The following is a 543-nucleotide window of genomic DNA, read 5'->3' as shown; positions in this document are numbered from 1 at the left end:
GTTGGCTTCGCGCAGGATGGCCTTGGAGGACTCGTAGAGGCGCTGGTTCTGCTCGGGGGTGAGGAAGGGGGCGGGGGCCTCTTCGACGAGCTTTTGGTGGCGGCGCTGTAGGGAGCAGTCGCGGGTGGAGACGACCACGACGTTGCCGTGGGAGTCGGCCAGGCATTGGGTCTCGACGTGGCGGGGCTTGTCGAGGAACTTCTCGACCAGGCATTCGCCGCGGCCGAAGGCGCCGATGGCTTCGCGGGTGGCGGACTCGAAGAGCTCGGGGATCTCTTCGAGGGTGCGGGCGACCTTGAGGCCGCGGCCGCCGCCGCCGAAGACGGCCTTGATCGCGACGGGGAGGCCGTGTTCGGTGGCGAAGGCGATGATCTCGTCGGCGTTCTTGACCGGGTCCTTGAGGCCCGGCGCGAGGGGGGCGCCGGCGGTGAGGGCGATCTGCTTGGCCTTGGCCTTGTCGCCGAGGCCGTCGATGGCTTCGGGGGAGGGGCCGATCCAGATCAGGCCGGCGTCGAGGACGGCTTGGGCGAACTGGGCGTTCTC

At 69.8% G+C, this 543-nt stretch carries 1 protein-coding gene; it reads right to left on the bottom strand.

Annotation, left to right across the window (positions count from 1 at the left end; translation table 11 throughout):
* A partial coding sequence (locus tag AB4880_RS26050; RefSeq protein ID WP_496559911.1) for an ATP-binding protein occupies nucleotides 1-543 on the bottom strand: 543 nt, incomplete at both ends.

Origin of the sequence: Nocardioides ginsengisoli (genome assembly GCF_039537225.1) — a bacterium.
Taxonomy (GTDB): domain Bacteria; phylum Actinomycetota; class Actinomycetes; order Propionibacteriales; family Nocardioidaceae; genus Nocardioides; species Nocardioides ginsengisoli.
Note: the sequence above shows the minus strand (reverse complement) of the source record. Positions and strands in the feature narration are given on the sequence as shown.